This is a genomic window from Paracoccus sanguinis, from assembly GCF_900106665.1.
Taxonomy (GTDB): domain Bacteria; phylum Pseudomonadota; class Alphaproteobacteria; order Rhodobacterales; family Rhodobacteraceae; genus Paracoccus; species Paracoccus panacisoli.
Window position 1 is genome coordinate 786,104 of the sequence record NZ_FNNA01000001.1, and the last position, 25,768, is coordinate 811,871.

At 72.6% G+C, this 25,768-nt stretch carries 25 protein-coding genes; 16 read left to right on the plus strand and 9 right to left on the minus strand.

Annotated elements, in window-relative coordinates:
- Window positions 1-110: 110 nt before the first annotated feature.
- The 13 genes from BLW17_RS03895 to BLW17_RS03955 all read left to right on the plus strand — a co-directional run bounded on the left by BLW17_RS03895 (window position 111) and on the right by BLW17_RS03955 (window position 13,436).
- Window positions 111-965, plus strand: coding sequence for a branched-chain amino acid ABC transporter permease (locus tag BLW17_RS03895; protein WP_036732707.1), 855 nt, complete (start codon window positions 111-113; stop codon window positions 963-965).
- Between the two features lie 56 nt (window positions 966-1,021).
- Window positions 1,022-1,948: a branched-chain amino acid ABC transporter permease gene (locus BLW17_RS03900; RefSeq protein WP_036732705.1), complete on the plus strand. Its 927-nt coding sequence runs from the start codon at window positions 1,022-1,024 to the stop codon at window positions 1,946-1,948.
- A complete protein-coding gene (locus BLW17_RS03905; protein WP_036732703.1) occupies window positions 1,945-2,673 on the plus strand; it encodes an ABC transporter ATP-binding protein in 729 nt (242 codons plus the stop codon). The genes BLW17_RS03900 and BLW17_RS03905 overlap by 4 nt, the downstream gene beginning before the upstream one ends.
- On the plus strand, window positions 2,666-3,388 hold the full coding sequence (locus tag BLW17_RS03910) for an ABC transporter ATP-binding protein (RefSeq protein WP_036732701.1): 723 nt from the start codon (window positions 2,666-2,668) through the stop codon (window positions 3,386-3,388). The genes BLW17_RS03905 and BLW17_RS03910 overlap by 8 nt, the downstream gene beginning before the upstream one ends.
- 129 nt (window positions 3,389-3,517) lie before the next feature.
- Window positions 3,518-4,453 (plus strand): ribokinase, encoded by a 936-nt coding sequence (gene rbsK / locus BLW17_RS03915; protein WP_036732699.1) that lies wholly within the window; start codon window positions 3,518-3,520, stop codon window positions 4,451-4,453.
- The gene (gene deoC / locus BLW17_RS03920) at window positions 4,450-5,409 is read left to right on the plus strand and encodes a deoxyribose-phosphate aldolase (RefSeq protein WP_036732689.1); all 960 of its coding nucleotides are present in this window, start codon (window positions 4,450-4,452) and stop codon (window positions 5,407-5,409) included. The genes rbsK and deoC overlap by 4 nt, the downstream gene beginning before the upstream one ends.
- Before the next feature lie 10 nt (window positions 5,410-5,419).
- Window positions 5,420-7,789, plus strand: a complete 2,370-nt coding sequence (locus BLW17_RS03925) for an aldehyde dehydrogenase family protein (protein ID WP_036732686.1) — start codon at window positions 5,420-5,422, stop codon at window positions 7,787-7,789.
- Between the two features lie 200 nt (window positions 7,790-7,989).
- Entirely contained in the window at window positions 7,990-9,138 is a 1,149-nt protein-coding gene (locus tag BLW17_RS03930) for a phosphoserine transaminase (RefSeq protein ID WP_036732684.1), read from the plus strand.
- A gap of 103 nt (window positions 9,139-9,241) precedes the next feature.
- A complete protein-coding gene (gene serA, locus BLW17_RS03935) occupies window positions 9,242-10,831 on the plus strand; it encodes a phosphoglycerate dehydrogenase (RefSeq protein WP_036732682.1) in 1,590 nt (529 codons plus the stop codon).
- Window positions 10,832-10,895: 64 nt separating this feature from the next.
- Window positions 10,896-11,636, plus strand: coding sequence for a metallophosphoesterase (locus tag BLW17_RS03940; RefSeq protein ID WP_036732680.1), 741 nt, complete (start codon window positions 10,896-10,898; stop codon window positions 11,634-11,636).
- Complete coding sequence (locus BLW17_RS03945; protein ID WP_036732677.1) at window positions 11,633-12,190, plus strand: DUF2585 family protein; 558 nt, start codon at window positions 11,633-11,635, stop codon at window positions 12,188-12,190. Before BLW17_RS03940 ends, BLW17_RS03945 begins: the two co-directional genes overlap by 4 nt.
- Before the next feature lie 165 nt (window positions 12,191-12,355).
- Entirely contained in the window at window positions 12,356-12,676 is a 321-nt protein-coding gene (hspQ, locus tag BLW17_RS03950) for a heat shock protein HspQ (RefSeq protein ID WP_036732674.1), read from the plus strand.
- Window positions 12,677-12,683: 7 nt separating this feature from the next.
- On the plus strand, window positions 12,684-13,436 hold the full coding sequence (locus tag BLW17_RS03955) for a TSUP family transporter (protein WP_036732671.1): 753 nt from the start codon (window positions 12,684-12,686) through the stop codon (window positions 13,434-13,436).
- A 3-nt stretch (window positions 13,437-13,439) separates the two neighbouring features.
- Here the strand turns inward: BLW17_RS03955 and BLW17_RS03960 are convergent, their stop codons facing one another.
- The gene (locus tag BLW17_RS03960; RefSeq protein ID WP_036732669.1) at window positions 13,440-14,435 is read right to left on the minus strand and encodes an asparaginase; all 996 of its coding nucleotides are present in this window, start codon (window positions 14,433-14,435) and stop codon (window positions 13,440-13,442) included.
- 150 nt (window positions 14,436-14,585) lie between these two features.
- Between BLW17_RS03960 and BLW17_RS03965 the strand changes: the two genes are divergently transcribed.
- Both BLW17_RS03965 and rlmN read left to right on the plus strand, forming a co-directional pair.
- Window positions 14,586-15,107, plus strand: a complete 522-nt coding sequence (locus BLW17_RS03965; RefSeq protein WP_036703676.1) for an invasion associated locus B family protein — start codon at window positions 14,586-14,588, stop codon at window positions 15,105-15,107.
- A gap of 101 nt (window positions 15,108-15,208) precedes the next feature.
- A complete protein-coding gene (rlmN, locus tag BLW17_RS03970) occupies window positions 15,209-16,402 on the plus strand; it encodes a dual-specificity RNA methyltransferase RlmN (RefSeq protein ID WP_036732666.1) in 1,194 nt (397 codons plus the stop codon).
- A 176-nt stretch (window positions 16,403-16,578) separates the two neighbouring features.
- Here the strand turns inward: rlmN and der are convergent, their stop codons facing one another.
- From der to BLW17_RS03985, 3 genes are read right to left on the minus strand one after another with little or no spacing between them, the layout of a single operon-like run.
- A complete protein-coding gene (gene der / locus BLW17_RS03975) occupies window positions 16,579-18,060 on the minus strand; it encodes a ribosome biogenesis GTPase Der (protein WP_036703961.1) in 1,482 nt (493 codons plus the stop codon).
- Window positions 18,057-19,391, minus strand: coding sequence for a PQQ-like beta-propeller repeat protein (locus tag BLW17_RS03980; RefSeq protein WP_074826086.1), 1,335 nt, complete (start codon window positions 19,389-19,391; stop codon window positions 18,057-18,059). The genes der and BLW17_RS03980 overlap by 4 nt, the downstream gene beginning before the upstream one ends.
- A gap of 32 nt (window positions 19,392-19,423) precedes the next feature.
- Window positions 19,424-20,161: a tetratricopeptide repeat protein gene (locus BLW17_RS03985; RefSeq protein ID WP_052176327.1), complete on the minus strand. Its 738-nt coding sequence runs from the start codon at window positions 20,159-20,161 to the stop codon at window positions 19,424-19,426.
- A gap of 168 nt (window positions 20,162-20,329) precedes the next feature.
- On the opposite strand from BLW17_RS03985, the gene BLW17_RS03990 reads away from it, so the two are divergent.
- Window positions 20,330-20,929, plus strand: a complete 600-nt coding sequence (locus tag BLW17_RS03990) for a superoxide dismutase (protein WP_036703962.1) — start codon at window positions 20,330-20,332, stop codon at window positions 20,927-20,929.
- Window positions 20,930-21,028: 99 nt separating this feature from the next.
- Here BLW17_RS03990 and BLW17_RS03995 read toward each other — a convergent pair whose 3' ends face one another.
- The 5 genes from BLW17_RS03995 to BLW17_RS18050 form a co-directional block, all read right to left on the minus strand.
- On the minus strand, window positions 21,029-21,586 hold the full coding sequence (locus tag BLW17_RS03995) for a sarcosine oxidase subunit gamma (RefSeq protein ID WP_052176326.1): 558 nt from the start codon (window positions 21,584-21,586) through the stop codon (window positions 21,029-21,031).
- Window positions 21,579-24,509, minus strand: coding sequence for a sarcosine oxidase subunit alpha family protein (locus tag BLW17_RS04000; protein ID WP_036732661.1), 2,931 nt, complete (start codon window positions 24,507-24,509; stop codon window positions 21,579-21,581). Before BLW17_RS04000 ends, BLW17_RS03995 begins: the two co-directional genes overlap by 8 nt.
- Entirely contained in the window at window positions 24,506-24,910 is a 405-nt protein-coding gene (locus tag BLW17_RS04005; RefSeq protein ID WP_052176325.1) for a TfoX/Sxy family protein, read from the minus strand. The genes BLW17_RS04000 and BLW17_RS04005 overlap by 4 nt, the downstream gene beginning before the upstream one ends.
- Window positions 24,907-25,308 carry a sarcosine oxidase subunit delta gene (locus tag BLW17_RS04010; RefSeq protein ID WP_081962760.1) on the minus strand — a complete coding sequence of 134 codons (402 nt, stop codon included), beginning with the start codon at window positions 25,306-25,308 and terminating at the stop codon, window positions 24,907-24,909. Before BLW17_RS04010 ends, BLW17_RS04005 begins: the two co-directional genes overlap by 4 nt.
- A 162-nt stretch (window positions 25,309-25,470) precedes the next feature.
- Window positions 25,471-25,740: a hypothetical protein gene (locus BLW17_RS18050; RefSeq protein ID WP_036703965.1), complete on the minus strand. Its 270-nt coding sequence runs from the start codon at window positions 25,738-25,740 to the stop codon at window positions 25,471-25,473.
- Window positions 25,741-25,768: the final 28 nt, after the last annotated feature.

The window sequence follows — 25,768 nt, forward strand, 5'->3', positions numbered from 1 at the left end:
CCACTCCGGCCCCCACCCCTCCGGCGCTCGCTCCCCACCCCCTCCCCCCTTCCCCCCGCGCAGCCTTTGCGCCATGACACCGCGTCCGCCCCGCCCCAACCGACGCACCCATGCTCACCATCCTCTTCGACGGACTCGCCTACGGGATGCTGCTCTTCGTCCTCGCCGTCGGCCTCTCGGTGACGATGGGGCTGATGAACGTGGTCAACCTCGCGCACGGGGCCTTTGCCATGTTCGGCGGCTACGTCACCGCGCTGCTCGTCGGGCGGGCGGGGGTGCCGTTTCTCGCCACGCTGCCGCTCGCTTTCGTGGCCGCGGCGGTGGCGGGCGGGGTGGCCGAGCGGCTGGTCTTCCGCCCGCTCTACCAGAGGCCGCATCTCGACCAGGTGCTGGCCTCGATCGGGCTGGTCTACGTCGCCATGGCCGCGACGAGCTGGCTCGTCGGGCCGCAGCCGCAGCTCATCGCCCTGCCCCAGTGGCTGCAGGGCCGGATGATGCTGGGCGAGGTCGGCATCGGCCGCTACCGCCTGTTCGTGATTGTCGTCTGCCTCGGCCTCGCGGCGCTGCTGCACCTCGGGCTGGTCCGCTCGCGCTTCGGGCACAGGCTGCGGGCGGCGGTGGACGATCCCCGGGCCGCGCGGGGGCTGGGGATCGACCCGGGGCCGATCCTTGCCGCCACCTTCGCGGTCGGCTCGGGGCTGGCGGGGCTCGGCGGCGCGCTGGGGCTCGAGCTGATGGGCGTCGATCCGGCCTATCCGCTGCGGCTCATGGCGCTGTTCCTGATGGTCGTCGCGGTGGGCGGGACCGAGGGGCTGGCCGGACCGCTGATGGCCGCGCTGCTGATCGGGGTCGCGGACACGGCGGGCAAATACTACCTGCCGGCGCTGGGAGGGGTGACGATCTACCTCGTCATGATCGCCGCGCTGGTGCTGCGCCCGCAGGGACTTGCGGGGCGGCGGGCATGACCGGAACGGGTATGAGAAGGATCGGCACCCCCACGCCGGGCCCACGCCGGACGGGCATGACCGGCGGGCGCCTGATCCGCGCCGCGCTGTGGCTCGTCGCGGGGGCGAGCCTCGCGCTGCCCGGCCACCACCTGATCGCCACCGAGATCGCCATCCTCGCCCTCTTCGCGCTGTCGCTGGACCTGATCCTCGGGTTCGCGGGCATCCTGTCGCTCGGCCACGGCGCCTTCTTCGGGGTCGGCGCCTACACGGCGGGCCTCGTCTCGACCCGCTGGACGGCCGAGCCGCTGACCGGGCTCGCGCTCGCGGCGGGGGCCGCGGGGCTGCTGGGGCTGGTCACCGGGCCGCTGCTGGTGCGGCGGGCCACGGACCTCTCGCGGCTGATGGTCACGCTGGCGGTGGCGATGCTGGTCCATGAGGCGGCGAACCGCGCGGGCGGGCTGACCGGCGGCGCGGACGGGTTGCAGGGCATCCTGACCGCCCCGCTGCTGGGCCGGTTCGAGTTCGACCTCGCCGGGCGCACCGGTCACGCCTATGCGCTGGCGGTGCTGGCGGCGGGGGTGCTGGTCGCCACCCGCGTCACCGGCTCGGGCTTCGGGCTGGCGCTCAGCGCGATCCGCGACAACCCGGTGCGGGCGGCGGCGGTGGGGGTGCCGGTCGGGCGGCACCTCGTCGCGGTCTATGCGCTGTCGGCGGCGATGGCCGGGGTGGCGGGGGCGCTGATGGCGCAGACGACGATGTTCGTCTCGCTCGACGCGGTGGCGCTGCACCGCTCGGCCGAGGTGCTGATCGTGCTCGTGCTCGGCGGCACCGGCTGGGTCTATGGCGGGCTGCTGGGCGCGCTGGTCTACCGGCTGGCGCAGGACGGGCTGGCGACGCTCTCGCCGGCCTACTGGCAGTTCTGGATGGGGTTGCTGCTCATCGCCGCGGTGCTGATCGGGCGCGAGCGGATCGCGGCCGTGCTGCGCGGGAGGCGCGCATGACCGCGGCGCTTGAGACGCAGGGGCTGGGGCTCGACTTCGGCGGCGTGCGGGCGGCGGACGGGGTGAGCCTCAGCCTCGCTCCCGGCGCGCGGGCGGCGCTGATCGGGCCGAACGGGGCCGGCAAGACGACGCTCGTCAACCTGCTCTCGGGCGCGCTGCGGCCGGCGCGGGGGCGCATCCTGATGGACGGGCGCGACGTGACCCGCGCGGGCCCGGCGGCGCGGGCGCAGGCGGGGCTGTCGCGCAGCTTCCAGGTGGCGCAGCTCTTCCCCACCCTCACCCCGGCCGAGTCGGTCGCGCTCGCCATCCGCGCCCGGCGCGGGCGGCAGGACGCCGCCGCGTGCGCCGCCGAGACCGCGGCGCTGCTCGGCCAGTTCGCGCTGACCGAGGTCGCCGATCGCCCCGCGGGCCAGCTCGGCTACGGCCAGCAGCGGCTGGTCGAGCTTGCCATCGCGCTCGCCGGCGGCCCGTCGGTGCTGCTGCTCGACGAACCTGCCGCCGGGCTGGCCGAGGCCGAGCGGCAGGCGCTGCGCGCCACCCTCGCGGCGCTGCCGCGCAGCGTCTCGGTGCTGCTCGTCGAGCACGACATGGACCTGGTCTTCGCCTTTGCCGAGCGGATCGCAGTCATGGCCGCCGGCCGCATCATCGCCGACGGCCCGCCCGAGGCCATCGCCGCCGATCCCGCCGTCCGCGCCGTCTATCTGGGCGAGGCCGCCGATGCCTGACCTGCTCACCGTCGAGGGGCTCGGCGCCGGCTACGGCGCGGTGCAGGTGCTGCGCGAGGTCTCGCTGACCCTCGGGCCGGGCGAGGGGCTGGCGGTGCTGGGCCGCAACGGCGCCGGCAAGACGACGCTGATCGAAACCCTCATGGGCCTGACCACCCGCTTCGCCGGGCGCATCACCCTCGGCGGGCGCGACCTGACGGCGCTGCCGCCCGAGGCACGGGCGGCGGCGGGGCTGGGCTGGGTGCCGCAGGGGCGGCGGGTGTTCCGTTCGCTCAGCGTGGCCGAGAACCTGACCGCCACCGCCCGCCCCGGCCCCTGGACACAGGCGCGGGTCGAGGCGCTGTTTCCGCGTCTGGCCGAGCGGCGGGCGCAGCCGGCGGGGACGCTGTCGGGGGGCGAGCAGCAGATGCTCGCCATCGGCCGGGCGCTGATGCTGAACCCGTCGGTGCTGCTGCTCGACGAGCCGACCGAGGGGCTCGCGCCGGTCGTCGTGCAGGGGCTGGCCGGGGTGCTGGCCGCTCTGCGGGCCGAGGGCATGGCGATGGTGATCGTGGAACAGCACGCCCGGCAGGCGCTGGCGCTGACCGACCGGGCGCTGATCCTCGCCCGCGGGCAGGTGGCGCTGACCGCCGACAGCGCCGCGCTGGCCGCCGATCCGGCGATCCTCGCGGCGCATCTGGGCGCCGTGGGGTCCGGCCGGGCCGCGGCGGGTTGAAGCATAAGGGGCCCGCGCCGTAACGTGGCGCGGGGCGGACGGCACGAGGGGCAGCGTGGCAGACGAGCGACTGACGATGACTTCCGGCGCGGCCCCCGGCCCGCAGCGCCCCCGCGCGGCGGCGTCGGCATGAGCGGCCGGCGCATCGCGGTGATCGGGTCGAACAACCACGACCTCGTCACCTATGTCACACGGATGCCCGTCCCGGGCGAGACGGTCGAGGCGCCCGGCTTCGAGATGGGCTTCGGCGGCAAGGGCGCCAACCAGGCCATGGCCGCCGCCCGGCTGGGCGCGCGCGTCACGATGGTCACCTGCGTCGGCGACGACATGTTCGGCACCGCGACGCTGGCCAATTTCGCGCAGAACGGCATCGACGCCACCCATTGCCGGGTGGTCCCCGGCACCCCCTCGGGCGTGGCCCCGATCTTCGTCGAGCCGTCGGGCGAGAACGCGATCCTCATCGTCAAGGGCGCGAACGCGGCGCTCTCGCCCGCCGACATCGACGCGGCGGCGGACGACCTCGCCGGCTGCGGGCTGATGCTGCTGCAGCTCGAGGTGCCGCTCGAGACGGTCCATCACGCCGTGGCCTTTGCTGCGCGGCACAAGATTACCTGCATTCTGAACCCTGCCCCGGCGATGCCGCTGGACTTCGCGCGGCTCAAGGGCCTCGACTACCTCGTGCCGAACGAGACGGAGCTGGCGCTGCTCACCGCGATGCCGGTCGAGACCGAGGACCAGATCGCCGCCGCCGCCCGCGCGCTGATCGCCCGCGGGGTGCGGCAGGTCATCGTCACGCTCGGCGGCCGCGGGGCGCGGCTGGTCACGGCGGACGCCGTGCAGGTGATCCCGCCGGTCGCCGTCACGCCGGTCGATACCACCGGCGCGGGCGACGCCTTCATCGGCAGCTTCGCCGCCTTCCTCGCCCAAGGCGCGGCGCCCGAGGCCGCGCTGACCCGCGCCGCGCGCTATGCCGCCGACAGCATCACCCGGCGGGGCGCCCAGAAATCCTATGCCAGCGCCGCGGACTTCGCGCGGTTCGAGGCCGAGCACGAGGCCAGACCATGACCGACAGCCCCTCTCGCAACTCCGGCATGGCGCTGGACGAAAGCTGGTTCGACGCCGTCCGCGTCAACCGCCCCGCGGCCGAGCGGCGCGCGGCCCAGATCGGCACCCGCCGCGGGGTGAAGAAGGCGCATCAGGCAGCCTGGCTCGTCCACGCCATCCGCTGCATCGACCTGACCACGCTGGCGGGCGACGACACGGCGGGCCGGGTCCGCCGGCTCTGCGCCAAGGCCCGCGCGCCCCTGCGCCCCGACCTGGTCGAGGCGCTGGGGATCGGCGACCTCGGGCTGACCACCGGGGCGGTCTGCGTCTATCCGACGATGGTCCCGCACGCCGTCGCGGCGCTGGAGGGGTCGGGCATCCCCGTCGCCTCGGTCGCCACCGGCTTTCCGGCCGGGCTCATGCCGCTCAAGCTACGGCTGGCCGAGATCGAGTGGGCCGTGGCCAAGGGCGCGGCCGAGATCGACATCGTGATCACCCGCGAATACGCGCTGACCGGCCAGTGGGACCGCCTGCATGACGAGATCGCCGCCATGCGTGCGGCCTGCGGGCCGGCGCACATGAAGGCGATCCTCGCCACGGGCGAACTCGGCACGCTGACCAACGTCTATGCCGCCTCGATGGTGGCGATGCAGGCGGGGGCGGACTTCATCAAGACCTCGACCGGGAAAGAGGCCGTCAACGCCACCCTGCCCGTGGCCCTGACCATGATCCGCGCGATCCGCGACTATCAGGACCGCACCGGCACGCTGATCGGCTACAAGCCCGCGGGCGGCCTCAGGACTGCGAAAGAGGCGACCGTGTGGCTGTCGCTCATGCGCGAGGAGCTGGGGCTGCGGCACATGCAGCCCGACCTGTTCCGCATCGGCGCCAGCTCGCTCTTGGCCGACATCGAGCGGCAGATCGAACACGCCGTGACCGGCCGCTATGCCGCGCTCAGCCACCATGCGACGGCCTGAGGGGGACGCCATGAACATCACCGAACTGCTCACCACGATGGATTACGGGCCGAACCCCGAGGCCGCGGACGAGGCGCAGGCGTGGCTTGACGCGCGCGCCGACTGGCCGGGGCATTTCATCGGCGGCGCCTTCCGCCCCGACCCCGGCGCGCCCCTGATCGCGGTCGAGAACCCCGCCACACGCGCCGTGCTGGCGCGGATGCCGCAGGCCTCGGCCCAGACGGTGGACGCCGCCGTGGCCGCCGCCCGCGACGCGCTGCCCCGCTGGCAGGCGCTGGGGCCGCAGGGCCGGGCGCGGGTGCTCTATGCGCTGGCGCGGCATTTGCAGCAGCGGGCGCGGTTCCTCGCCGTGCTTGAGACGATGGACAACGGCAAGCCGATCCGGGAAAGCCGCGACATCGATCTGCCGCTGGCGGCGCGGCATTTCTATCACCACGCCGGCTGGGCCGCGGCGCTCGAGGCCGAGTTTCCCGGCGCCGCCCCCTGGGGGGTCTGCGCGCAGGTGATCCCGTGGAACTTCCCGCTCTTGATGCTGGCGTGGAAGATCGCCCCGGCGCTGGCCGCGGGCAACACCGTGGTGCTGAAACCGGCCGAGCAGACGCCGCTGACCGCGCTCGCCTTTGCCGAGCTCTGCACCGAGGCGGGGGTGCCCGCGGGGGTGGTCAACATCGTCTTCGGCGCGGGCGAGACCGGGGCGGTGCTGGTCGCCCACGAGGGCGTCGACAAGGTCGCCTTCACCGGCTCGACCGAGGTCGGCCGGGCGATCCGCCGCGCCACGGCGGGCTCGGGCAAGGGGCTGACGCTGGAACTGGGCGGCAAGTCGCCCTTCGTGATCTGCGCCGACGCCGACCTCGAGGCCGCGGTCGAGGGGGTCGTGGACGGCATCTGGTTCAACGGCGGGCAGGTCTGCTGCGCCGGCTCGCGGCTTCTGGTGCAGGAGGGCATCGCCGAGCGCTTCCACGCCCGTCTGCGCGACCGGCTGGCGCGGCTGCGGGTCGGCGATCCGCTGGACAAGTCGACCGACATCGGCGCCATCGTCTCGGCCGAGCAACTCGACCGCATCGCCGGGCTGGTGGCCTCGGGTGAGGCCGAAGGCGGCACGCTGCACCGCGCCGACGCCGCCCTGCCCGAGACGGGGCATTTCCATGCGCCCGGGTTCTTCACCGGCGCCGAGGCCGCGTCCCGCGTGGCGCGTGAGGAGATCTTCGGTCCCATCGCGGTCTCGATGACCTTCCGCACCCCCGACGAGGCGGTGGAACTGGCCAACAACACCGCCTACGGCCTCGCCGCGTCGATCTGGTCCGAGAGCCTGACGACCGCGCTCGACCTTGCGGCGCGCATCCGGGCGGGGGTGGTGTGGGTGAACGGCACCAACCTGCTCGACGCCGCCGCCCCGTTCGGCGGGATGAAGGAAAGCGGCTTCGGCCGCGAGGGTGGCCGCGCGGGGCTGGCGGGGTATCTGCGCCCGGCCGGGGACGCGGATGCGGCGGCCCCCGACCCCGGCACGGCGGTGGATTTCGCCACCCCGACCGCGGGCACGCCGGCGGCGGACGAGGGGATCGACCGGACCCTCAAGCTCTATGTCGGCGGCAAGCAGGTGCGCCCCGACGGCGGCGGCAGCTACGCGGTGACCGACGCCCAGGGGCGGCTCGTGACGCTGGCCGCGCGGGCCAACCGCAAGGATGTGCGAAACGCCGTCGAGGCGGCGGTCAAGGCCGGGGCCTGGGCGCGGATGACCGGGCACGGGCGGGCGCAGGTTCTATATTTCTGGGCCGAGAACATGGACCAGCGCCGGGCGGGGCTGGCCGACAGCCTGACCCGCGCCGGGCTGTCGGCCGAGGCCGCGGCGGCCGAGGTGTCCGCGTCCATCGACGCGCTGATCCTCGCCGCGGGGCTCGCCGACAAGATCGGCGGCGAGGTCGCGCAGGTGGCGCAGGACCGCATGGTGGCGCTGGCGATGCGCGAGCCGTGGGGCACGGTGGGGCTGGTCTGCGGGGAGGCCGCACCGCTCTCGGGGCTGGTCGCGGCGGCCGGGGCGCTCATGGCGGCGGGCAACCGCGTGGTGGCCATCCCGGCACCGCGGCACGCGCGGGCGGCGGGCGATCTGGCGCAGATCCTCGCCACCTCGGACGTGCCGGGCGGGGCGCTGAACCTGCTCAGCGGCGATCCCGCCGAACTCGCCCCGGCGCTGGCGTCGCATGACGAGGTCGACGCCCTCTGGCTCGCCGACCCGCGGCTGCGCAAGCCCGCCGAGACCGCCGCCGCCGGCAACCTCAAGCCGGTGGTCGTGGCCACCCCCACCCCCGACGCAGCCGGGGTGCGGCGGATGCTCGACGCGGCCACGCAGCGCAAGACGGTGTGGATTCCCTACGGCGCCTGAGCCCGCCCCTGCCATTCTTCCTTGCGCAAATATCCTGCGGGGGGAATGAACGCGCGCGTTCATGGGGGGGGCGCGCAGCCCCCCTGCGACGCACGGCACACGCGCCCCCGGCGACCCCTTGCGCGACTCAGCCGACAGGCGTAGAGCCGCAGGCGGGACACCCCTCCCCACCGAGGGGCTTTTTAGCTGGAAGGCTAACCATGCTCGACACGACGACCCCGGCAACGCGGCCGGCTGATCCGCGTTTCTCCTCTGGCCCCTGCGCCAAGATCCCCCAATTTTCGCTCGACATGCTCGCGGACGCGCCGCTCGGCCGCTCGCATCGGGCTGCGGTCGGCAAGGCCAAGCTCGCGCAGGCGATCGACCTGACGCGCGAGGTGCTGGGCGTGCCCGCCGACTACCGTATCGGCATCGTCCCCGGGTCCGACACCGGCGCGGTCGAAATGGCGATGTGGTCGCTGCTGGGCGCCCGCCCGGTCGAGATGCTGGCCTGGGAAAGCTTCGGCGAGGGCTGGGTGACCGACGCGGTCAAGCAGCTCAAGCTGGATGCCACCGTGAAGAAGGCCGACTACGGCCGGATCGTGGACCTGGCGACCGTCGATTTCGATCGTGACGTGGTCTTCACCTGGAACGGCACGACCTCGGGCGTGCGGGTGCCGAACGGCGACGCGATCCCCGCGGACCGCGCCGGCCTGACCATCTGCGACGCAACCAGCGCGGCCTTTGCGATGGACCTGCCCTGGGACAAGCTCGATGTGGTGACCTTTTCCTGGCAGAAGGTGCTGGGCGGCGAGGGCGCGCATGGCGTCCTGATCCTCGGCCCGCGCGCGGTCGAGCGGCTGGAAAGCCACACCCCCGCCTGGCCGATGCCGAAGATCTTCCGCATGACCAAGGGTGGCAAGCTGATCGAGGGCATCTTCAAGGGCGAGACGATCAACACCCCCTCGATGCTCTGTGTCGAGGACTACATCGTCGCCCTCAACTGGGCGAAGTCCGTGGGCGGGCTCAAGGGCCTGATCGCGCGGTCGGATGCCAACGCCCGGACCGTCTGGGACTTCTGCGACGCCCGCGACTGGATCGCCAACCTCGCCGAGGACAAGGCGACGGCCTCGACCACCTCGGTCTGCCTGCGCTTTACCGACGACCGGATCAAGGACGGCGAGGCCTTCGCCAAGGCGGTCGCCAAGCGGCTTGAGAAGGAAGGCGTCGCCTATGACATCGGCGCCTACCGCGATGCGCCGGCAGGCCTGCGGATCTGGTGCGGCGCGACGGTCGAACAGGCCGACGTGGCGGCGCTGATGCCGTGGATCGAGTGGGCCTATCAGGCCGAGATCGCCGCGCAGGGCTGATGCGGCCGATGCGGGGGCGCTGCCCCCGCACCCCCGGGATATTTCAACAAGAAAGAAGGGGTTGCGAGCGCCACGCGCCCGGCCCCTTACAGGAGCACATGACATGGCACCCAAGGTTCTGGTTTCCGACGCGCTGAGCGAAACCGCCGTCCAGATCTTCCGCGATCGCGGGGTCGAGGTCGACTACATGCCCGACCTCGGCAAGGACAAGGAGAAGCTGGCCGAGATCATCGGCAACTACGACGGCCTCGCCATCCGCTCGGCCACCAAGGTCACCGAGAAGCTGCTGGAGAAGGCCACCCGCCTCAAGGTGATCGGCCGGGCCGGGATCGGCGTCGACAACGTCGACATCCCCGCCGCCTCGAAGAAGGGCGTGATCGTGATGAACACGCCGTTCGGCAACAGCGTCACCACCGCCGAGCACGCCATCGCGCTGATGTTCGCCGTCGCCCGGCAACTGCCCGAGGCGTCGGTCTCGACCCACGCCGGGAAGTGGGAGAAGAACCGCTTCATGGGGGTCGAACTCTTCAACAAGACGCTCGGCGTGATCGGGGCCGGCAACATCGGCGGGATCGTGATCGACCGCGCCCGCGGGCTGCACATGAAGGTGCTGGCCTATGACCCCTTCCTCTCGGACGAGCGCGCCCGCGAGATCAGCGCCACCAAGGTCGAGCTGGACGAGCTGCTGGCCAAGGCCGACTTCATCACCCTGCACGTGCCGCTGACCGACAAGACCCGCAACATCCTTTCGGCCGAGAACCTCGCCAAGACCAAGAAGGGCGTGCGCATCGTCAACGCCGCCCGCGGCGGGCTGATCGACGAGGCGGCGCTGGCCGAGCTGCTCAAGTCCGGCCATGTCGCCGGCGCCGCGCTCGACGTGTTCGCGACCGAGCCCGCGACCGACAGCCCGCTCTTCAACCTGCCCAACGTCGTGGTGACGCCGCACCTCGGCGCCTCGACCACCGAGGCGCAGGAGAACGTGGCCCTGCAGGTGGCCGAGCAGATGGCCGACTACCTGCTGACCGGGGCGGTCGCCAACGCGCTCAACATGCCCAGCGTCACGGCCGAGGAAGCCGCCGTCATGGGCCCGTGGATCAAGCTGGCCGGGCACCTGGGCACCTTCGTCGGCCAGATGACGGACGAGCCGATCAAGGCGATCAACATCCTCTATGACGGGGTCGCGGCGGGAATGAACCTCAACGCGCTCAACGCCGCGGTGATCGCGGGCGTCATGCGGGCGGTGAACCCCGACGCCAACATGGTGTCGGCCCCGGTCGTCGCGCGCGAGCGCGGCATCCAGATCGCCACCACGACGCAGGACAAGTCGGGCGTCTATGACGGCTATATCAAGGTCACGATGGTCTCGGACCGCGAGCGTGCCATCGCCGGGACGGTGTTCTCGGACGGCAAGCCGCGCTTCATCCAGATCCGCGGGATCAACGTCGATGCCGAGATCGGCGAGCACATGATGTACACCCGCAACCGCGACGTGCCCGGCGTGATCGGCACGCTCGGCACCACGCTGGGCGAGATGGGGGTGAACATGGCGAACTTTACCCTCGGCCGGGTGGCCGGCGGCGGCGACGCCATCGCCATCACCTATCTCGACGCGCCGCTGCGCGAGGACGTGCGCGAGGCCTTGCTGGCCACCGGCAAGTTCGAGATGGTGCGCCCGCTGCGCTTCGAGCTGTAAGGACCGGACGCGCAGCCCCCCGGCCGGCCCCTCGGCCGGGGATGGGCCACGGGGAGGCAAGCCCATGCGCGTCTATGCGATCGGTGATGTGCACGGCCACCTCGGCCTGCTCGAGGCGGCCCATGCCCGGATCCGCGACGACGGCGGGGCGGGGGCGCAGGTGGTCCACGTGGGCGACCTGCTCGACCGGGGCCCCGACTCGCGCGGGGTGGTCGAGTTCCTCATGGCCGGGCAGGCCGCGGGCCGGGACTGGGTGGTGGTCAAGGGCAACCACGACCGCCAGTTGCCGCAGTTCCTGCGTGACCCGCGCTGGATCGACCCCTGCGCCAGCCTGCGCGAACCCTGGCTGGCCCGCGACACCGGCGCGGCCGAGACGCTGGCCTCCTACGGCATCGCCGACGCCGAGCGCCGCGACCTCGACACCGTCCACGCCGAGGCGCTGCGCAAGGTGCCCGTGGCGCACGCACGCTGGCTGGACGCCCTGCCCGGCTGGCACCTGACGCCGCTTGCGCTCTTCGTCCACGCCGGCATCCGACCCGGGATCGACCTGCGCGAGCAGACCGAGGACGACCTGACCTGGCTGCGCCGCCCGTTCCACGACGACCCGCGCGATCACGGAGTGCTGGTGGTGCACGGCCACACCCCCGTCCGCCGCGCGACCCATTACGGCAACCGCGTCAACATCGACACGGGCGCCGCCTATGGCGGGGCGCTGACCGCGATCCGCATCGACGCGGATGGCGTGTGGGTGCTGGACGACGCCGGGCCGCGCCGTCTCACCCCCGGCGCCACGGACCGGGAATGACGCCGCGCCGGACGGCGCTGGCGCTGGCGGTGATCCTCGCCGGGACGGCTGTCACGCTCACCCTGATGGGGCGGCCGCTGATCTGCACCTGCGGCTGGGTCGAGCTCTGGCACGGCGCCACCGACGACTCGGGCAACTCGCAGCACCTGATCGACTGGTACACGCCCAGCCATGTGCTGCACGGGTTGATCTTCTACGCCGTCCTCGCGCGGCTCGCGCCGCGCTGGACGCTCGGTGCCCGCCTGACCGCCGCCACGCTCATCGAGGCCGCGTGGGAGCTGGCCGAGAACTCGCCCGCGATCATCGACCGCTACCGCGCCGCCACCATCGCGCTGGGGTACGAGGGCGACGCGGTGGTGAACTCGCTGGCCGACATCGGCGCGATGTGGCTGGGCTTTGCCCTCGCCCGGGTGCTGCCGGTGTGGGCGAGCGTGGCGCTGTTCCTGACCGCCGAGGCGGTGACGGTCGCGCTGATCCGCGACGGGCTGATCCTCAACGTGCTGATGCTGCTCTGGCCGCTCGAGGCGGTGCGGGCCTGGCAGGCCGGCGGCTGAGTCGCGGCCTTCGGGCGCGGTCGCGGCTGGTCACGGCGACCTCACGCGACGGTCACAGAATGACGGATTTGAGACATCTGGCTGCCCGACAATGCGGCAGGGCGATTTACTCGCGCGGGGCATGGCGTTACAAGAAGGGGCACCAAACAAGGGCGGGGAGCAGTAATGCGGACCGCAAAATACAACATCGGCCAGGTCGTCCGGCACCGCGAACACCCGTTCCGGGGCGTCGTGTTCGACGTGGACCCGCAATTCTCGAACACCGAGGAATGCTACCAGTCCATTCCCGAGGACTGCCGGCCGACCAAGGACCAGCCCTATTACCACCTCTATGCCGAGACCGAGGCGACCTATTATGTCGCTTACGTGTCCGAGCAGAACCTCGTCCCCGATCCCTCGGGCGAGCCGCTCGAACACCCCGAGCTGACCGCCCGCTTCGGCGAGTTCTCGGACGGCCGCTATCCGCTGCAGCACGGGCTGAACTGAGACCCGGATGCTCGACCCCGAACTGCTCATCGCGCTGGTCGCGGCGGCGGTCGGCGCCGGGTTCGTGGATTCCATCGCCGGGGGCGGCGGGCTGATCACCGTGCCGGTGCTGATGCTGGCCGGGCTGTCGCCCGAGCAGGCGCTGGCCACCAACAAGGTGCAGGGCAGCTTCGGGGCGGCGACGGCGGCGGTCAGCTATGCGCGCTCGGGCCTCGTCGATCTGCGGGCGCAACTGCCGGCGGCGGCGCTGGCCTTTGCCGCCGGGGTGGCGGGTGCGCTGCTCGTTTCTGCGCTGCCGACGCAGGCGCTGCGGGTGGTGCTGCCGGTGGTGCTGATCGGCATCGCGCTGTTCTTTGCGCTGAAGCCGGGCCTTGGCGATCTCGACCGTGCGGCGCGGCTGACGCCGGCGGTCTTCGGGCTGACGGTGGTGCCGGCGGTGGGGTTCTACGACGGGCTGATCGGGCCCGGCGCGGGCGCGTTCTACATGATGGGGTTCGTGACGCTCGCGGGCTACGGCATCCTCAAGGCCACGGCGCACACGAAGCTGTTGAACTTCGCCTCGAACATCGGCGGGCTGACGGCCTTTGCGCTGACCGGGCATCCGCTCTGGATCGTCGGGCTGGCGATGGGCGCGGGGCAGATGCTGGGCGCGCTGATCGGCGCCCGGCTGGCGCTGCGCGTGGGCGCGCGCGTGATCAAGCCGCTGCTGGTCGTCACCTCGACGGCGCTGGCCCTGCGGCTTCTGTGGCAGATGCTCTAGGCGTCAGTTCAGCGGCCCCGCGAACCCCTCGGCCAGCCGCCGCTCGGCCACCTCGAGCCCGCGCCAGTTGGTCAGCGGATCGCTGAGCAGCTTGCCCACCACCGGATGGCCGGCGTCGAGCAGCCCGTGCCGCACCAGCAGCGCGGTGATCGCGGCCTCGGACGCGCGGGTGGCGCCGTCCGCGATCTTGAGCGCAATGCCCATGCCCCGCTCGGGCGCGATGGCCACGAACACCGCCTCGGCGCCGGTCTTGACCGCCACCCGGCCGCCCATCGCCCGCATGAGCAGCGTGCAGGCCCGCCCCTCGCCCGCCACCAGCTCGGGGTGGGCGGTCATCGCCGCGGTCAGGCGCGCCATCGCCTGTCCCCGTGCATCCGCGCCGGGATCGGCAAACGCCGCCATCGCCCGGGCCAGCCCCGCGACCGAGGTGGCGAAGTTCGGGGCCGAGCAGCCGTCGATGCCGTAGCCGGGCGAGGGCTCGCCAGTCACCTCCTCGAACGCCGCGCGCACCGCCTGCTGCAGCGGGTGGTCGGGCTCGTGATACTCGGGCCCCGCCTTGGCGTGGCGGGTCCAGGTCAGGAAGCCCGCGTGCTTGCCCGAGCAGTTGTTGTGAAGTTGGCACGGCGCCTCGTCGGCGCAGGTCAGGCGGCGGTTCTCGGCCGGGTCGTTCGGCATATGCGCGCCGCAGCGCAGGTCGCGCTCGGCCAGGCCCAGCCCGCCCAGCCACGCGCCCACCCGGCTGGTGTGGATCGCCGCGCCCTGGTGGCTGGCGCAGGCGAGCGCCAGCTGCTCGGGGCCAAGCCCTGCCGCGTCGGCGGCGCCGCTTTCGATCAGCGGCAGCGCCTGGATCATCTTGCACGACGAGCGCGGAAAGATCACCGCCGCCGGGTCGCCCCAGCTTTCGACCAGCCCGCCGCGGTCCCAGACGACGGCGTGCCCGCGGTGGACGCTTTCGGGCATCCCGCCGCGCCAGATTTCCACCAGATCGACCGGACCCATCGCTCCGCCCCCTTTGACAAATGCGCGATTTCCAACCGGGGGGGTTTTGCCGCCGGCGGCTTTCCGGTTAATTGACGCCATATCCGGTCGCAAGACCATCCGACCCGTGATAACCCGGCCCCGAGACCGGGACAGCAGGAGGCCACGAGCATGACGACATCCCTTACCCGCATCGGACTTGTCGCTGCCTTTGCGACGGCGCTGGTGTCGCCGGCGCTGGCGGCCGAACCCAAGGTGCTGGGCAGCGAGGGCGCCTGGACCGCGTTCGGCGGCGACCAGCCCAAGGAGTGCTGGGCCGTCTCGCCGCCCAAGTCCACCGTGAACACCGACGCCGAGGGCAAGCCGCGCGAGGTGACGCGCAGCGACATTCGCCTGTACGTCGCCTATCGCCCCGGCCAGAACGGCGAGGTGTCGTTCCAGGGCGGCTATCCCTTCGCCCCGGATTCGACCGTCGACGTCGAGATCGGCTCGAACAAGTTCAAGCTGTTCACCGATGGCGAGAACGCCTGGACCGGCTCGCCCGACGAGGACGCCAAGCTGATCTCGGCGCTCCGCGCGGGGTCCGAGGCGGTGGTCAAGGGCCGCTCGTCGCGGGGCACCCGGACGACCGACACCTTCTCGCTCGCCGGCATCACCGCGATGACCAACAAGGCGCGCGACACCTGCAAGTAATCGCCGCTGCCGCCTGACCGGTGGTTGTGCTACGCTCGGGGCCGCCCCATCTCGGGGCGGCCCCGATGTTTTGACCCGCCCTTGCCGATACGGACCCGCCGATGACCCCCGCCCCCACCCTTTCCGCCGCGCCGATCACCCAGGACGTGCTGACGATCCCGCGCAAGCTGCCCGAGGGCGGCCGCGTGAACCTGGTCGGGCTGACGCGCGAGCAGCTGCGCGAGGCGCTGATCGAGGCCGGCACGCCCGAGCGGCAGGCGCGGATGCGCGTGGGCCAGATCTGGCAGTGGGTCTATCACTGGGGGGTGCGCGACTTCGCGCAGATGACGAACCTCGCCAAGGACTATCGCGCCTTCCTCGCCGAGCGGTTCGAAATCGCCCTGCCCGAGGTCGTCACCCGGCAGGTCTCGGGCGACGGCACGCGCAAGTACCTGCTGCGGATCGCCGGCGGGCACGAAGTCGAGACGGTCTACATCCCCGAGGAAGGCCGCGGCACGCTGTGCGTGAGCTCGCAGGTCGGCTGCACGCTGACCTGTTCCTTCTGCCACACCGGCACGCAGAAGCTGGTGCGCAACCTGACCGCGGGCGAGATCGTGGGCCAGCTCATGGTCGCCCGCGACGACCTGGGCGAGTGGCCCGAGCCGGGCGCGCCCAAGGACGAGACGCGGCTGGTCTCGAACCTCGTGCTGATGGGGATGGGCGAGCCGCTCTACAACTTCGACAACGTGCGGGACGCGATGAAGGTGGTGATGGACGGCGAGGGGCTGTCGCTCTCGCGCCGGCGGATCACGCTCTCGACCTCGGGCGTGGTGCCCGAGATCGCGCGCACGGCCGAAGAGATCGGCTGCCAGCTCGCCGTCAGCTTCCACGCCACCACCGACGCGGTGCGCGACCGGCTGGTGCCGATCAACAAGCGCTGGAACATCGACGAGCTGCTGGGCGCGCTGCGCGACTATCCGCGGCTCTCGAACAGCGAGCGGATCACCTTTGAGTATGTGATGCTCGACGGGGTCAACGACAGCGACGACGATGCCCGCCGCCTGATCCGGCTGATCCGCGGCATCCCGGCGAAGATCAACCTGATCCCCTTCAACGAATGGCCCGGCGCGCCCTATCGGCGCTCGTCGTGGGATCGGATCGAGGCCTTCGCCGACATCATCTACAAGGCCGGCTACGCCTCGCCGATCCGCACCCCGCGGGGCGAGGACATCATGGCGGCCTGCGGGCAGCTCAAATCCGCGACCGAGCGGGGGCGGAAGTCGGCGGCGCAGGTGGCGGCTGAGGCCGGGCTCTAGGGCGCGAGAGGGCGTCGGGCGCCGAATGACCAGACCCGCCGGACCGGGGGCTTCGCGCCCCCCAGCCCTCGGCCAAGGGCCGAGGGCGTTCGGCGGGAAAACGGTCCACCGGACCGTTTTCTCACCCGCCTCATCCCCCGCGGGATATTTAGGTCCAGCCCGAGGAAGAAAGCGCGTCAGCCGGACTTCGGCCGCTGGCGGTCCTTGTGCTTGGCGAGCGCGCCGGTCGGGCGCTTGTTCGACTTGTCCTTGTAGGGGTTCTTCTCGCCCTGGTCGCGGAAGGTCAGCCGGATCGGCGTGCCGGGCAGGTCGAAATCCTGCCGCAGCCCGTTCACGAGATAGCGCCGGTAGCTTTCCGGGATCTGGTCGGTGTGCGTCGCCATCACCACGAAGCCCGGCGGCCGGGTCTTGACCTGCGTCATGTAGCGCAGCCGGATGCGGCGCCCGCCGGGCGCGGGCGGCGGGTGCGCCTCGGTCATCGCGGTCAGCCACTGGTTCAGCCGCGCCGTGCCCACGCGCCGGTTCCAGACCTCATGCGCCTTGACCACCGCATTGTGCAGCCGGTCGAGCCCCTTGCCGGTCCGCGCCGAGACGGTCACCAGCGGCGCGCCCTTGAGCTGCGGCAGAAGCCGCTCGAACGCCTCGCGCAGCTCGTTGAGCTTGTGCGGCTTGTCCTCCTCGAGGTCCCACTTGTTGGCCGCCACGACCACGGCGCGGCCCTCGGTCTCGGCGAAATCCGCGATGCGCAGGTCCTGCTGTTCGAACGGGATCGCCACGTCCAGCAGCACCACCACGACCTCGGCAAAGCGCACGGCGCGCAGCCCGTCGGCCACGGAAAGCTTTTCCACCTTGTCCGAGATCCGGGCCTTCTTGCGCATCCCGGCGGTGTCGAAAATCCGCACCGGGGTGCCCATGAAGTCGGCCCGGACCGAGATCGAATCGCGGGTGATGCCCGCCTCGGGGCCGGTCAGCAGCCGGTCCTCGCCGATGATCTTGTTGATCAGCGTCGACTTGCCCGCGTTGGGGCGGCCGATCACCGCGATCTGCAGGGGCCGCGCCTCGGACGGGTGCCAGTCCTCGGCGCCCTCGCCCGATTCCGCCTGCGCTTCGGTCAGGGTCACGTCTGTGACGGGCGCGATCGGGGCCGGGCGCTCGGCCTCGACCTGATCGGCCAGCGGTTGCAGCGCCCGGTAGAGGTCCTCGAGCCCCTCGCCGTGCTCGGCCGAGATGCGGATCGGCTCGCCGAGGCCAAGGCTCCAGCCCTCGGCGGCGCCAGATTCGCCGGCCCGTCCCTCGGCCTTGTTGGCGGCGAGCAGGACGTGCTTGGCGCGCCGGCGCAGGATGTCGGCGAAATATTCGTCGGCGGCGGTGACGCCGGCGCGGGCGTCAATGACGAACAGGCAGATGTCGGCCTCGTCCACCGCCCGCTCGGTCAGGCGGCGCATCCGGCCCTGCAGGCTGTCGTCCTCGACCATCTCGAGCCCGGCCGAATCGATCACCACGAAGCGCAGGTCGCCCAGCCGGGCGTCGCCCTCGCGCAGGTCGCGGGTGACGCCGGGCTGGTCATCGACCAGCGCCAGCCGCTTGCCGACGAGGCGGTTGAACAGCGTGGACTTGCCCACGTTCGGGCGCCCGACGATGGCGAGGGTGAAGCTCATCGGTAGGCGTGCAGGTTGCCGTCGCGGCCCGCGACGTAGAGCGTTCCGCCCGAGACGACCGGCGCGGTCGCGGCCCCGCCGGGGATCGCCGCCTGCCCGACCTCGGCCCCCGAGGCGGGGTCGAAGACCCTGAGCACCCCGTCCGACGAGGCGACGAACAGCCGCCCGCCCGCCAGCACCGGCCCGTAATGGGCCACGATGTCGTCCTGCTTGCGGACCCTGAGCGTGGTGTAGAGCGGCAGCTTGGTGGCGTAGATGCGCCCGCCGGTCGCGGCGTCGAGGCCGACGAGCTGGGCCTGGTCGTTGACCGCGAAGACCGAACCGCCGGCCAGCAGGACCGGGCTGTTGGCGCCTTCCTTCTCGCTCCACAGCTCGACGCCGGTGGTGCGGTCGAAGGCGTTGATGCGGCCCGAGGACGAGCCGGCGATCACGACGTTGCCGGCGATCACCGGGTCGCCGGTCAGGTCGCGGATGAAGGCGATGGCGCGGCCGCGGCGGGTGCCGGCGACCTGCCCGCTCCACCTCTCGAGGCCGGTGGCGGTATCCACGGCCAGAAGCTGGCCCGAGGCGAAGGGGAAGACGACCAGATCGCCGTCCACCGCCGGGGCCGAGACGCCGGTCACGCCGGACGGCCCGGCGATCCCCGAGACGGTCCAGAGCACCTTGCCGTCGGCGGCGCGGACCGCCCAGCCGGTGGCGTTGCGGGCGACGACATAGACGGTGCCGTTCTGCACCGTGGGGGCGCCGCCGACCGGCGCCTCGACCCGCTGGCGCCAGATCACCGCGCCCGAGGTCGCGTCGAGCGCGACGAGTTCGCCGAAGCCGGTGGTGACATAGACCCGCCCGCCCTCATAGGCGATGCCGCCGCCCGAGGCGCTGTCAGGGTTCTCGCCCGGCGGCGTCACGTCGGCGGTCCAGGCGGTCCCGCCCGAGAGCGCAGTGGCGGTCACCCGCGCGCGGCTGTCCATGGTGAAGATGCGGCCGCCCGCCACCACCGGGTCGGCGGTGATCCGGTGGCGCTTGCCGGCCGGCTGGCCGATGGGCGCCGAGAACACCCGCGTGGTGCCGGCGCCAAGGGTCGCGTGCGGGATCAGATGCGCGGGGTTCGCGCCACGCGTGGTCCATTCGACAGAGCGCGGGGTGGGAAGGCGCAGCGCGGTGGTCGTGACCGCGCCCCCCTCGACGACCGCCGGGCCTTCGGGCGAGACGACCGCCCGCGGGTCGAGCCGCGTGCCGGTCAGCACCACCTCACGCTCGGCGCAGGCCCCGAGCGCGGTCACGGCCGCGGTCAGGGCGATCAGGGGCAGCTTCGCGATCGGTCGTCTGGACATCGGGCGCTCCGGCGTGGGACGGGCTGAGGGGGTCAGTTGGCGGGGGCGCCCGGGGTCACGACCTCGGCGGCGCGGGTCGGATCGGGGGCGGTCTGGGTGGCAGGCTCGGGTTCGGGATCGACGCCGAGGGTGATGAGCAGCTCGGCCAGCCGCCGGCGCTGGCCCTGCCCCAGCCCGTCGCGCTGCTGGATCTGGCGCACCAGCGTCACCGCGTCCTGGTCGCGCCCGGCGCTGACCAGCGCCAGCGCCTTGAGCTCGAGCGCGATCAGCTCGAACGGGGCGCCGGGGGTCGAGAGCTTGCCGAGCACCGTGTCGCGGGCGGAAGCCTCCATCGCCGGGCCCTGCGCGAGGACCGAGCGCAGCGCGGCCAGGTCGGCCATCACCTTGTCGCCGGCGTTGCCCGCGGCGGTGGCGGCGGCGTCGTAGCGCTGGGTCGCCTCGGCGAGCTGCCCGGCCTCGGCCAGCAGGTTGGCGGCCATCAGGTCGCGCAGCGCCGCCTGGCTCGGCTGCGGGGCGGGGACGGCGGCGACGGCCGCGGCGCGGGCGGCGGCGTCGCCCTGGGTCGCCTCGGCCGCGAGCAGCGCGTCGCCGAACGCCTGCGCGGTGCGGGCGGCACGGGCCGTGGACCACTCGCGCCAGGCGGCGGCCCCGACCAGCACCAGGATGGCGAGGACGGCGATCCAGCCGTAGCGCCGCATCGCCAGGAACAGGCGGTCGCGGCGCAGATCCTCGGTCACCTCGTCGATGAAGCTGTCGTTCTGGTTGGCCATGTCGTCCCGCCGGTCCCTCGTTTCCCGCTCTTCTATACGCGCGCGGGGCGGATTGCCAACGGCTGCGCGGGAACCCGCCCCACGCCCGCCGCGTTGCCCACGCAAGCCCGGCGCCACCTTGTGCGCGCCGACGCCGAGACCACCGAAATCCTTGGAAAGGAACGCAATATGGCCTTCACCCTGCCCGACCTCCCCTATGCCCACGACGCGCTGGCCGCCGGCGGGATGTCCAAGGAGACGCTCGAGTATCACCACGACAAGCACCACAAGGCCTACGTCGACAAGCTCAACGAGCTGATCGCCGGCACCGAGTGGGAGGGCAAGACGCTCGAAGAGATCGTCAAGGGCACCTATCAGGAGGGTGCGGTCGCCCAGAACGGCATCTTCAACAACGCCAGCCAGCACTGGAACCACACCCAGTTCTGGGAGATGATGGCGCCGAAGGTTCCGGCGATGCCGTCCGAGCTGGAAGCCGCGATCAAGGACAGCTTCGGCTCGGTCGACGACTTCAAGAAGAAGTTCACCGAGGCCGGCGTCGGCCAGTTCGGCTCGGGCTGGGCGTGGCTGGTCAAGAAGGCCGATGGCGGGCTCGAGATCACCAAGACCGAGAACGGCGTGAACCCGCTCGCCAAGGGCCAGACCGCGCTGCTCGGCTGTGACGTGTGGGAACATTCCTACTACATCGACTTCCGCAACGCGCGGCCGAAGTACCTCGAGAACTTCCTCGCCAATCTGGTGAACTGGGAAAACGTCGCCTCGCGGATGTGATCTGCGGAGTTTGAACGCGAGAGGGCCCGCAGCGATGCGGGCCCTTTTCGTTGTGGGGGTTGTGACGCCGAACCGGGGTATTTCGCCAGACAGACGCGCTCAGCGGGGCGCGAGGCCGGTGCCAGGGGCGGCGGCGCGCGCCAGCACCTCGGCGAGGTAGTCGCGGATCGACCGGAAGGCGATGACCCGCCAGCCGTCGCCGTGGCGCCACAGCGCGCAGGCGACCTGGGCCGCGCGGGTGCGGCGCACCCCGTCCGCGGGCAGCGCGGACAAGTCGGCGGGGGTCAGCTTCATCAGCACCTCGGCGGCCCGGGGGCCGGACAGGTCAAAGACGCAGCGCATGGCGCTGACATCCTCGATCAGCGCGGGCTCGGTCGAGAGCGCGTCGCGCAGCGCGGCGAGGGTCTCGGCCGTCTCGGCGGCGGGCAGGATCAGCAGCAGCTCGTCCGGCGCCATCCAGCCGAGCCAGCGCGCCCCGTCGGTGGTGAAGCGCGTGGTGGCGGGCACCGCGAGCCCCGCCGCCTCGGCCAGCGCATCGCCCGCCCGGGCCAGGTCGGCGCGGATCAGGATCATCCCCAGCCCGCGGATCTCGGTGATCGCCGCCAGCGGCCCCGTGCCCGTCACAACGCTGCTCGTATCTCTGCCCCTCTCAGCCATTCGCCCGCGTCCCTTCCTTGTCGTAGAACACCGGATCGACGATCCGCGCCCGATAGGTCGCGCCCGGCACCTCGAAGGCCAGCTCCTCGCCCATCCGCTCGGGCCCGCGCTGCACCAGCCCCATCGCGATCGGCCGGCCGAGCGTCGGCGAGGCGTAGCTCGAGGTCACCCGGCCTTGCGTGTTGCGCTGGCCGTTGGCGTTCACGCCGTCGGCCACCGCATAGGCGCCGTCCGGCAGCACCCGCCCGTCGAGGCTTTCTAGCCCGACCAGCTTCCAGCGCTCGGGCGAGGCCATGAACGACCGCTCCTGCGCGCGCTTGCCGATGAAGTCGGGCTTCTTCTTCGAGATCGCCCAGCCGAGGTTCAGGTCCTGCGGGATCACAGTGCCGTCGGTCTCGTCCCCGATCATGATGAAGCCCTTTTCGGCCCGCATGACGTGCATCGCCTCGGTGCCGTAGGGCGTGATGCCGTATGGCGCACCGGCGGCGTGGATCGCCTCCCACAAGGCCAGGCCGCGGTCGGCGGGGGTGGCGATCTCGAAGGACAGCTCGCCCGAGAAGCTGATGCGGTAGATGCGGACCGGATGCCCGGCCAGCGTGCCCTCGGCCCAGCCCATGAAGGGCAGCGCCGCCTCGGACACGTCCATGCCGCCCAGCGCCTCAAGCACCGCGCGGGCCTTGGGGCCGACCACGGCGATCTGCGCCGACTGCTCGGTGAGGTTGGCGGTGTGCACCTGCCAGTCCCACCATTCACACTGCAGCCAGTCCTCCATATGCGCGTGGATGCGTTCGGCCCCGCCGGTGGTGGTGTGGCAGAGCCAGGCGTCCTCGGAGAGCCGCGCCGCCACCCCGTCGTCGATCAGGAAGCCGTTTTCCGAACAGATCAGCCCGTAGCGGCATTTGCCGACCGGCAGGGACGACATCATGCCGGTATAGATCATGTCGAGGAAGCGCCCGGCATCCGGCCCCTTGACGAGGATCTTGCCCAGCGTCGAGGCGTCGAGCGTGCCCACCCCGCCCCGCACCGCCCCGATCTCGCGCGCGACGGCGGTTTCGCGGGTCTCGCCCGCGCGCGGGTAGCAATAGGGCCGGCGCCAGAGACCGACCGGCTCGAAATCCGCGCCGTGCGCCTCGTGCCAGCCGTGCATCGGCGTCTTGCGCAGCGGCTGGAAGGCCGCGCCGCGGGCCTCGGCGGCGATGGTGCCGAGGGTGAGTGGCGTATAGGGCGGGCGGAAGGTCGTCGTGCCGGTCGCCGCGATGGGCTGGCCCAGCGTGTCCGACAGCACGGCGAGGCCGTTGATGTTGCTGACCTTCCCCTGGTCCGTCGCCATCCCCAGCGTGGTGTAGCGCTTGGCGTGCTCGACGCTCGCATAGCCCTCGCGGCCAGCGAGTTCCACGTCCGAGACCTTCACGTCGTTCTGGAAATCGAGCCACATCTTGAAGCGCGCCTTGGGCGGCGCACCCGCGGGCATGACCCAGACCGGCAGGATCGGCGCCTCGTCCGGCGCCCCGGTCAGCTCGGCCAGCCGCAGGTCGCCCGCCGCCGCGCCCACGGCCAGCACGTCGCCGCGCCCGTCGGCGCCCGTGGGCGGCTGCGCGGGGTCAGGGGCGAACATCGCGCGGGCCTCGTCCCAGACCAGCTTGCCGCCACAATGGCTCCACAGATGGACCACCGGCGACCAACCGCCGGACATGGCGATCACGTCGCAATCGACGGTGCCGAGCGGGTCGCCCGCGCCGTCCTGCGCGCACCAGCGCAGCCCGTCGACACCCATCCGACCGAGCACCTTGGCCACCGCCGCCCCCGTCTCGACCCGCACCCCGCGGGCGCGGACGGCCTGCGGCAGCGCGCCCTCGGCCTGCGCCCGCGCGTCGAGCACCACCGGCACCTCGAGCCCGGCGTCCAGCGCCGCGAGCGCAGTGCGATAGGCGTCGTCGTTGTTGGTGACGACCGCGATCCGCCGCCCCGGCGCCACCGCGTAGTCGGTGATGTAGTCGCGCACCGCGCTGGCCAGCATCACCCCAGGCACGTCGTTGCCGGCAAAGCTCAGCGGCCGTTCGAGCGCCCCGGTGGCGGTGATGATGCGCCCGGCGCGGATGCGCCACAGCCGCTGGCGCGGCAGGCCGCTGTCGGGTGCGTGGTCGGCCAGCGCCTCACGGGCGAGCAGATAGCCGTGATCGTAAAGCCCCGTGGCCATGGTGTTGCGCCGCAGGGTGACGTTCGGCATCGCCCGCAGCGCGGCCAGCGCCGCCTCGACGTGGGCCTGCCCGTCGGGGTGATCGACCGGCGTGCGCCCGCCCCAGTGCGGGGACTGTTCCAGCACGAGGACCCGGCCGCCCCCCGCCGCGACGCGCTGCGCGGCAGCCAGCCCGGCGATACCGCCGCCCACCACGACGACCTCGGCATGGGCATAGGCCTGTTCGTAGCGGTCGGGGTCGGGATGCTCGGGCGCCCGCCCGAGGCCGGCGGCGCGGCGGATCACCGGCTCGAACAGCCGCTTCCACGCCGCCCGGGGGTGGATGAAGGTCTTGTAGTAGAACCCGGCCGGGAAGAACCGCCACAGCCGGTCGTTGATCGCGCCGATGTCGCGGTCAAGGCTCGGCCAGGCGTTCTGGCTGACCGCCACCATCCCCGGCTCGAGCGGGGTGGTGGTGGCGCGCTGGTTCGGCTCGAACCGCGGGCCGGTGCCGAGGCCGAAGAGCGCGTTCGGCTCTTCCGCGCCCGAGGCGAGCGGGCCGCGCGGGCGGTGATACTTGAAGCTGCGCCCCATGATCAGCTGGCCGCTGCCGAGCAGCGCCGAGGCGAGCGTGTCGCCGGCAAAGCCCGCGCGGTCGCGGCCCTCGAAGCGGAACGGACGCGGCGCGCTGCGGTCGATCAGGCGGCCGCCCTGCGGCAGGCGGAAGGGGGGATGGCGGCGGGTCATGGCGCTTGGGTCCGGCTGGATCGGGTCTGCTGGGATCGGGTGGGTCCGGCCGTGCCGCAGCCCTTGGGCGGCAGCGTGCCGACATGGGACAGCGCCATCGCCAGCAGCGTGGCGCGGGTGTCGTCGGACGCGGCCGCGGTGTCGAGGAACACATAGCCGCGCATCCGCCGCCCGCCGTGGATCATCGGCGTCACGGCGGGAAGGGTCAGGGCGTCCGCCTCGGCCTCGGGGCCGACGCGCAGCATCAGCCGCCCTTCGCGCACCCCGGCGAGCATGTGGCCGTGCTGCATGAGGCAGAGCCCGCCGAACATCGGCCGCTCGCTCAGCCCGTCGGCGCCGGTCAGCCCGGCACCGGCCAGCTCGGCCCGCAGCCGGTCCTCGGCCTGGGGATCGCGGGTCATGGCAGGGCGTCCCGGGCGGGGGTGGGGTTCGCGGCGTAGTCGTCGCCGACCCGGCCGGCCGGCGCCGCCTCGACCCGGTCGGGCGGGGTCCAGCCGGGGCGGGCGGCGCGGATCGCGGCCACGAGATCGTCGGGCGGGGCCTTCGACTGCGCCGGGTAGGTGCCGAACACCTGCAAGGTCACGCTGTCGCGGGCGGCGAGGAACCACTTGCCGCAGCCATAGGCGTGGCGCCAGCGCTCGAACAGCACCCCGCGGGGGTTCTGGCGGGCGAAGAGGTAGCCCTCGAACTCGGCGTCGGTCGAGCCGGGGCCGTGCCGCGTCAGATGCGCCTCGCCGCCGGGGGCGAGCTCGGTCTCTTCGGCGGCGACGCCGCAGTAGGGGCAGGTCAGGGTCAGCATCGGACGCCTCCACGGCAGGCACCCCACGCGCCGGCGGGCGCGCAGGGGGAACGGGACGGACGGAACGGGGCGGGCGGGATCAGCCCGGCGTGGGCCGGTGCAGCGATCCCACGCGCGGCGCGGGCCGGCGCGGGCCGCCGCTTGGCGCGGGCGGTGCCGGCCTCAGGGCCGGACGGGCACCGTGGCCGAGCCGGCAGGCGCCTGGGCGCCGACCGGGGCGCCGGGCTGCGGGCCAGAGCCGGTGACGCCGGAGGGTTCGCCCGGCGCGCCGGTAGCGGCGGGGCTGGACGGCGTCGGCGGGGGCGGCTCGATGTCGGCGCCCGAGGTGAAGAACCACACGGCGGCGAGGATGACGACGGCCGCGCCGATGACCAGCGGCCAGACGGCGGCACCGCGGCGCGGGGCGGGAGGGGTGGAGCGGGGATCGGCCATGACGCTACCTCGAGGCTGGACGCGCGGC